Source organism: Methylocaldum sp., from assembly GCF_035627495.1.
GTDB lineage: Bacteria > Pseudomonadota > Gammaproteobacteria > Methylococcales > Methylococcaceae > Methylocaldum.
In genome coordinates this window covers 73,695-79,917 of the sequence record NZ_DASPLO010000140.1, presented here as the reverse complement: position 1 = coordinate 79,917, position 6,223 = coordinate 73,695, and the positions used below count along the sequence as shown (strand labels likewise).

Here is a 6,223-nt window from a genome sequence, read left to right as displayed (position 1 = left end):
GGGCTTTTTATGCCTGGCTGATGTCCGCGCTCAGAGAATCCATAAGGATATCACTACCATTGATCGGCCCGGTTATGGGAGAAAGCTCAACCTAACCAGCTTACAATTTCAAAGAAAAATCGAATTCTTCAAGACCGACTACTTATCTTTTATCGGGATGGACCCTAAAAATTAGTTGGACTTGGAGGAGGAACAACTACGCATCCAAAAGTCGATGCAGTTCAAGCCGAAAATTTACTATCTACGCCAAGCACAACGTGTCGCGATCAACGGTAGTCCAGTTTTCCCTTCCCAGCATTTTAAACAAAATAGTTACTCGTCCTTCTCCTGTCTCTGCCGAAACAATTGCATGTATTCCAGCCAATGGCCCTCTCTCGATAAAGACCATATCACCTTTACTGAATGCAGGTGTCGTAACTCGGTATAGACCGGAATTCTCATCCACGGTAAGTTTAAGCGAAGTGACGATATATTCGGGTACGACTGCCGGCTCTTCGCTGAAGCGAACTAAGCCGCGCGCGCCGATCGTAGATCGTATGGAACTCAAATTGTCGTGACCAAGTTTGAGATGGATGAACAGGTAGCGCGGGAATAATGGTTCTATGACCTTAACCCAGCGGCCTCCACGTCGCCGCTCTTGCTGAATGAGAGGCAGGAAAATTTCGAACCCTTGACGCTGCAGATTATACTTTGCAGTAATTTCTTTTTTAGGCTTGGTATATACCAGATACCACTGTCTAACAATATTATCCATAATAATTATTCCATATATCTTAAGCACTTACTTGAATCCGCCCACAACTTCGCATCGTTAATTTGGATTCGCGCCAAACAAATGGCCTACGAAACAGATCGTATGTCTACCAGGACGTATAGGACTTGCTATACGGCTATTGCGCCAATAGTTCGATCTCCCACATCAATTTTGTCAAAACTATTGTCAGTCAGGCACTTTTGAATACAGGGAGAGCAGGATTACGGCTTTCAAGAAGATTTCGAGGTGATAGGCGGTGCGGTGGATCTCAAGGACCGCGTAGATTTATCGGGTGGTCCGGTTACGGCGACAAACAGGTCGCACCGCAATTCGCCCTCGATCGCGGGAGGTATTTGGCATGGGTGGAAAGGAAGTCCGGCTTGGAAGTCTTGAAAGGGATGGGTGACTTGTCGGAGCGGCGGCGCCTTGAGAGATCCTGTTCTATGGCGGAGGAGAAAGCGGTTAAGCCTTGAGGCGGAGACGTAGAGATTGAGGAACTCCGATGTCACCGAAGCCTCTAAGTTTGAAAGGATTAGATTTTTGATAGGCGCATAGTCTTCCATATTTATCTGGCTCCATCCGATATTCTGGAATTCTAAGGAGATATAAGGATTGATGAGAAACTATCTGGACCGTACGAAGTAGATTTATTGTCGCGAAGCGGGTGTTTGTCGTACTAGCAGGTATGCTACCGCCCTGCAAAATACTAATTATTCCGCATCCTACGTCTCTACCAGATTTGGGGTTCCCCCCCTTTTTCTCACCCGACAGAATAATTATTGCGTTAGCTATACCAAGGCATCTATGTCCAGGTGCCGCGCAACGGAACGAATCCTACTGTCGTTCGATTACGACTGTATCACTACATTTTTAGCGTGGTCAAGTCATAATGGACGTCCTAAGAAAGCTCTGAACAACGCCAGGCCGGGTGAGAAGTACCGATCACGGTAAAATGCCGTAAAAAGGTCACTCAACGTCATACACGATCCCGCTGTTTGGCTCCGGAGCAGGATGACCGGGCCTGCCGCTTGAGGTACAGGTTGACCAGCCCGATCAAGGTAAAAGACTTGGACGGCACGTGGCCAAGTCTCGGTAGCGGACCCACTGTTCGCATCGGCGCCGACATGCACCTTCATGCCGAAATACCATTGAGTGCCTCTCTTGGTCTGATGCATCTTGAGATCACGGGCTTTCTTCCGGTTCTTCGTCGATAGCGCGGCCTGGATGAGCGTGGCGTCGACCAGCGTGCCGCCTTTAAGTAACAGCCCCTTCTGCTCCCGCACGTCATTGATCGTGTTCATCAACTTGGCAGTGCGCCTTCCACCAGTTCCAGCCCGGCAAACCGACACATCGACTCGATCTCGTAGAGCGCCTCTTCCATGCCTGGATCGGAGAGGCTGTATCACTGCTGCAGAACATAGATCTTCAGCATGGTCACAAGTGGCATCGGTTGCCCCCCGATGGGTACGGCTTTGGGATCGTGGGGCGCGATAACCGCTCAAAGCTCCGGCCAGGGGCACCACCTACTCCATCTCCGCCAGGAAGAGTTCTTAGCGAGTCTTTTTCTTCTTGGCGTCGAAACTCAGCGCGGCGAAAGTCATTTGCTTCATGGGCTCGGTTCCAAAGCAATCGATGCGGTCAGCCTATCACAGGGAATTGTTCAGAGGCTCCCTAGGTGTTTAGTCCCACAGTGTGATGGGGTAAAGTATTCTGACTTGCCTACCAAGGAGGAACTATGGGACAGGTATTACATGGAAGCGCCCCGACGACAGCGGCGGTGCGTCGAGCGATCCAGCATAGTCAAGAGAGAGTAAGCCAGCTTGCGGAGCACTACGCAATCAATCCCAAGACGGTCGCAAAGTGGAAGAGGCGAAGCTTCGTGCATGACGCGCCAATGGGACCGAAAGAGCGGCGCTCGACGGTTCTGACGTCAGGGGAGGAGACCGCCTGCGTGGCTTTCCGGAAGATGACGCTGCTGCCGCTGGACGATTGCTTATATGCGCTGCAAAGCAGTATCCCTACGCTCACGTGGTCTGCCCTGCACCGGCTGTTCCAGCGCCACGGCATCAGCCGATTGCCGGAAGTGGAAGGTGAAAAGCCTGCCAAGAAGCAGTTCAAGAAGTATCCGATCGGCTATTTCCATATCGACATTGCGGAAGTGCGTGCGGGGGAGGGCAAGCTCTATCTCTTCGTGGCTATCGACCGCACCTCCAAATTGGCCTATGCTCTCCATCCCCAAACCCCGGTTCCACACAGGCGATCGAAAACCGCTGTAGTCAATCGGTTTCACGCCGCCTTTCAGTCAGTCGGAGCGCAGTCCGATAAACCGTTTCCCGACGCGCTCCGGTAATCTTGACGGCCAAAGATACCGCCGTTTTAACCGAACATTCCTCAAGCAGAATCCGCAACACCCGCATCTCCTCGACTGTAAGCCCCTCTGCCTGACCGCCATCGGCTGCGCCCTCCAGCACCAGGACGAACTCACCTTTTCGCATATCCGGATTGCCTTCGAGAAGCAAGAGGGCTTCGCCCACTCGGGTGTCGACTATCGTTTCGAACAGCTTGGTCAGCTCTCGGGCGATAACCAATCGCCGCTTGGACGGAAAAACCGCCGCGATGTCCGCTACGCACTCGACTACGCGGTGACTGGATTCATAAAAAATCAGCGTTCTCGAATCATCCCGCAAGGCCTCTAGGCTAGCCTTGCGCGCCGACGATTTCCGAGGCAAAAATCCCTCGAAGGCAAAACGGTCGGCAGGAAGGCCAGACGCCGAAACCGCCGCGATAAGGGCGCACGGTCCGGGCACGGGAACGACTTGAATACCGGCGGCCCGGGCCGATCGCACCAAGGGAAATCCCGGATCGTTGATTAGCGGCGTTCCGGCATCCGAGATGAGGGCAATGGATTCTCCCTGTCGCAAGCGTTCGATCAACCGCGAGGAAGCGGCGTCCTCGTTATGTTCGTGGAATGCCGCCGTAGGCTTGGAAATACCGTAGTGGTCCAGGAGCGGCCGGCTGTGACGGGTATCTTCGCAGGCGATAAGATCAACTCTTTGCAGGACTTCGACGGCGCGGAACGTAAAGTCCCTTAGATTGCCGATGGGTGTCGCTACTAGGTATAGTATGCCGGGCTCGGTTTGCGTCACTCTTAAATCCTCGCGTTCTCGAACGGAATCCCGCCTATGCCTCTATTTATCCGCCTCTGTATCGCTCTCCTCATGTTAACGGTAGCCGCTTGCGCCCGCGACTTCGCCAAGCGGGACGGCACGGCCGCACGCGCCTCGCAGGCGGAAAGCCTGCTCCAGACCGGAGACTATTCGGGGGCGATTAGGTTATTTCAGCAGCTTGCAGAAACTTCGGGCGATCCCGATTACTACCGGCTGAGAGCGGCCGATTCGGCGCTCCGGGCCGGCGACGGCAGAATGGCAAAACGGCTGGCCGACGCGATCGATCCCGACGAACTGGAAACCGCGGACCGACACGATTACACGCTCCTGCAAAGCCGACTCGATCTTAACGTGGGCCGGGCTCGGGAGGCGTTAGCCAAGCTCGATAGCCTATCCACAAGTCGGCTGGAATCACCGCAAAAAGCGCATTATCACACACTGCGCGCCTCCGCCTACAACCAATTGGGCAACATGCTGGAGAGCGCCCGGGAGCGGGTCAAACTCGGCCAGATGCTCACGCACCCCGATGCCGTGCAGAAAAACAATGAGGCCATTTATGACGCGCTCGCCCGGGTTCCCGAAAAAGTCCTGGCCGGCATGCAGCCGCCTCCGCCCGATGTATTGGGTGGCTGGATGAATCTGACCCAGATTATCAAAACCACGCCTCCGGCCGGATTGAACTCGGAATTGACCAAATGGCACGCTCGTTTTCCCGGACATCCCGCGGACGGCGAATTCCTGCAAGGACTTTTGCAACAGCCGGACAAGGCGACTCAAAGCATCCCTCCAGGCCAACCTCAACCTGGCGCTCCGACATCGTCGGCAGCGACGTCCTCAGCTTCGTTCATCGGCGTGATGCTGCCCTTGTCCGGCTCCTATGCTCCCGCTGCCCAAGCCCTACGCACTGGAATGATTGCGGCCTATTATGCGGATGCCAACGCGGCCAAACCACCCTTGCGATTTATCGATACCCAATCGGGGGACATCCATCAGCTATATCGGAAATTGGCTGACGACGGCGCGAAAATCATCGTAGGTCCCTTAATCAAGGAGAACGTGACTACCTTAGCCAAAACGGGAGACCTGCCCGTACCGGTCCTAGGGCTCAATCAAATCCCGGAGACCAGCAACGACCGGGTGTATCAGTTTGGCCTTACCCCGGAACACGAGGTCGAGCAAGCCGCCGGGAGCGCATGGTTCGACGGTCGCCAGAATGCGCTGGTGCTGGCTCCGGCGAATCAATTCGGTCAACGCATGATCAAGCACTTTGTGGCCTATTGGAACCAGCTCGGGGGAAAAATTCGAGCCATCAAGACTTATCCGCATCACGGCGAGGATTTCACCGCTTCGGTCAAGGAGCTTGTTGCGGCAGCGCCCACCACTACGCATGCCGAGCTTTCCACCTCGCCAATTCCGTCTGCTCCCGCCACGAAACAGGGCGCTGATTTCATCTTTCTCGTCAGCGATGTCCGCGATGCTCACCTGATTCTGCCTCAGCTCGCGTTTCATCAAGGCGATCACATTCCAGTCTATGCGACGTCTCACGTATACGGCGGTCGGGCCGACTCGCAAGCCGATCAGGATTTAAACGGCTTGATCTTCTGCGACATCCCGTGGTTACTCGATCCGTCCGAAAGCGGTCCCTTATCCGCCCAAGCACTTAAATCGCAGATTCAACAAACCCCGCCGGATTATCTGAGACTTATCGCGCTTGGAATCGATGCTTACCGCTTGCTCCCGGAGCTTGAACGGCTCAAAACCGATCCCCAGTATCGATACATGGGCACGACCGGGACGCTTTCGCTGGAGCCTGGCAACCGCATCCAACGCCAGCTCCATTGTTCCCAATTCGAGGGCGGCGTTCCGCAACCCCGGGGAATCGCACCGCTGCTGCGACCGAGTGCCGGCCCTCCGGGGTTCCGGTGAAGACGGTAAGCATGACCACTCCCGGACAGACCAAAGGGCGTATCGCCGAGGAACAGGCGCTGATTTTTTTGCAGACTCATGGCTTGCGGTTGATCGAGCGCAATTACCGCTGCCGGTATGGCGAAATCGACCTTATTATGGAAGACGGGCGCGCCATCGTCTTTGTGGAAGTTCGCTATCGCGGCAGTCTCCAGTTCGGTGGTGCGCTGGAAAGCGTGGACCGGCGCAAGCAAGCAAAGCTATTGGCCAGCGCCACCTATTTCCTCCGCGAAAAGCGGATGGACCGGCCTGCGCGTTTTGATGTGGCGGCATTGTCCCCCGCAAGCGGCGGGCTTACTGTAAAATGGGTGAAAGATGCTTTTCAGGCGGCTTAGTG

General features: G+C 54.9%; 4 protein-coding genes and 2 pseudogenes. 3 read left to right on the top strand and 3 right to left on the bottom strand.

The genetic code is table 11. The annotated features are described in order from the left end of the window. Window positions 1–241: 241 nt before the first annotated feature. Both rfaH and VEB01_RS11540 read right to left on the bottom strand, forming a co-directional pair. Window positions 242–754 (bottom strand): transcription/translation regulatory transformer protein RfaH, encoded by a 513-nt coding sequence (rfaH, locus tag VEB01_RS11545; RefSeq protein WP_324875569.1) that lies wholly within the window; start codon window positions 752–754, stop codon window positions 242–244. A 1,094-nt stretch (window positions 755–1,848) separates the two neighbouring features. Then, window positions 1,849–2,364, bottom strand: a pseudogene (locus VEB01_RS11540) (transposase); the annotation flags it as partial. 125 nt (window positions 2,365–2,489) lie between these two features. On the opposite strand from VEB01_RS11540, the pseudogene VEB01_RS11535 reads away from it, so the two are divergent. Continuing rightward, window positions 2,490–2,981, top strand: a pseudogene (locus tag VEB01_RS11535) (transposase family protein); the annotation flags it as partial. A gap of 49 nt (window positions 2,982–3,030) precedes the next feature. Here VEB01_RS11535 and rsmI read toward each other — a convergent pair. Further along, a complete protein-coding gene (rsmI, locus tag VEB01_RS11530) occupies window positions 3,031–3,900 on the bottom strand; it encodes a 16S rRNA (cytidine(1402)-2'-O)-methyltransferase (RefSeq protein ID WP_324875567.1) in 870 nt (289 codons plus the stop codon). Window positions 3,901–3,936: 36 nt separating this feature from the next. On the opposite strand from rsmI, the gene VEB01_RS11525 reads away from it, so the two are divergent. Both VEB01_RS11525 and VEB01_RS11520 read left to right on the top strand, forming a co-directional pair. Next, window positions 3,937–5,847, top strand: coding sequence for a penicillin-binding protein activator (locus tag VEB01_RS11525; RefSeq protein ID WP_324875566.1), 1,911 nt, complete (start codon window positions 3,937–3,939; stop codon window positions 5,845–5,847). 11 nt (window positions 5,848–5,858) lie between these two features. After that, window positions 5,859–6,221, top strand: a complete 363-nt coding sequence (locus tag VEB01_RS11520; RefSeq protein ID WP_324875564.1) for a YraN family protein — start codon at window positions 5,859–5,861, stop codon at window positions 6,219–6,221. Window positions 6,222–6,223: the final 2 nt, after the last annotated feature.

What these genes read in the sequence shown, in the direction of transcription:
- VEB01_RS11520 (WP_324875564.1), top strand. Translation starts at nt 5,859, where the DNA reads ATGACCACTCCCGGACAGACCAAAGGGCGTATCGCCGAGGAACAGGCG.
- VEB01_RS11525 (WP_324875566.1), top strand. Translation starts at nt 3,937, where the DNA reads ATGCCTCTATTTATCCGCCTCTGTATCGCTCTCCTCATGTTAACGGTA.
- rfaH (WP_324875569.1), bottom strand. Translation starts at nt 754, where the DNA reads ATGGATAATATTGTTAGACAGTGGTATCTGGTATATACCAAGCCTAAA.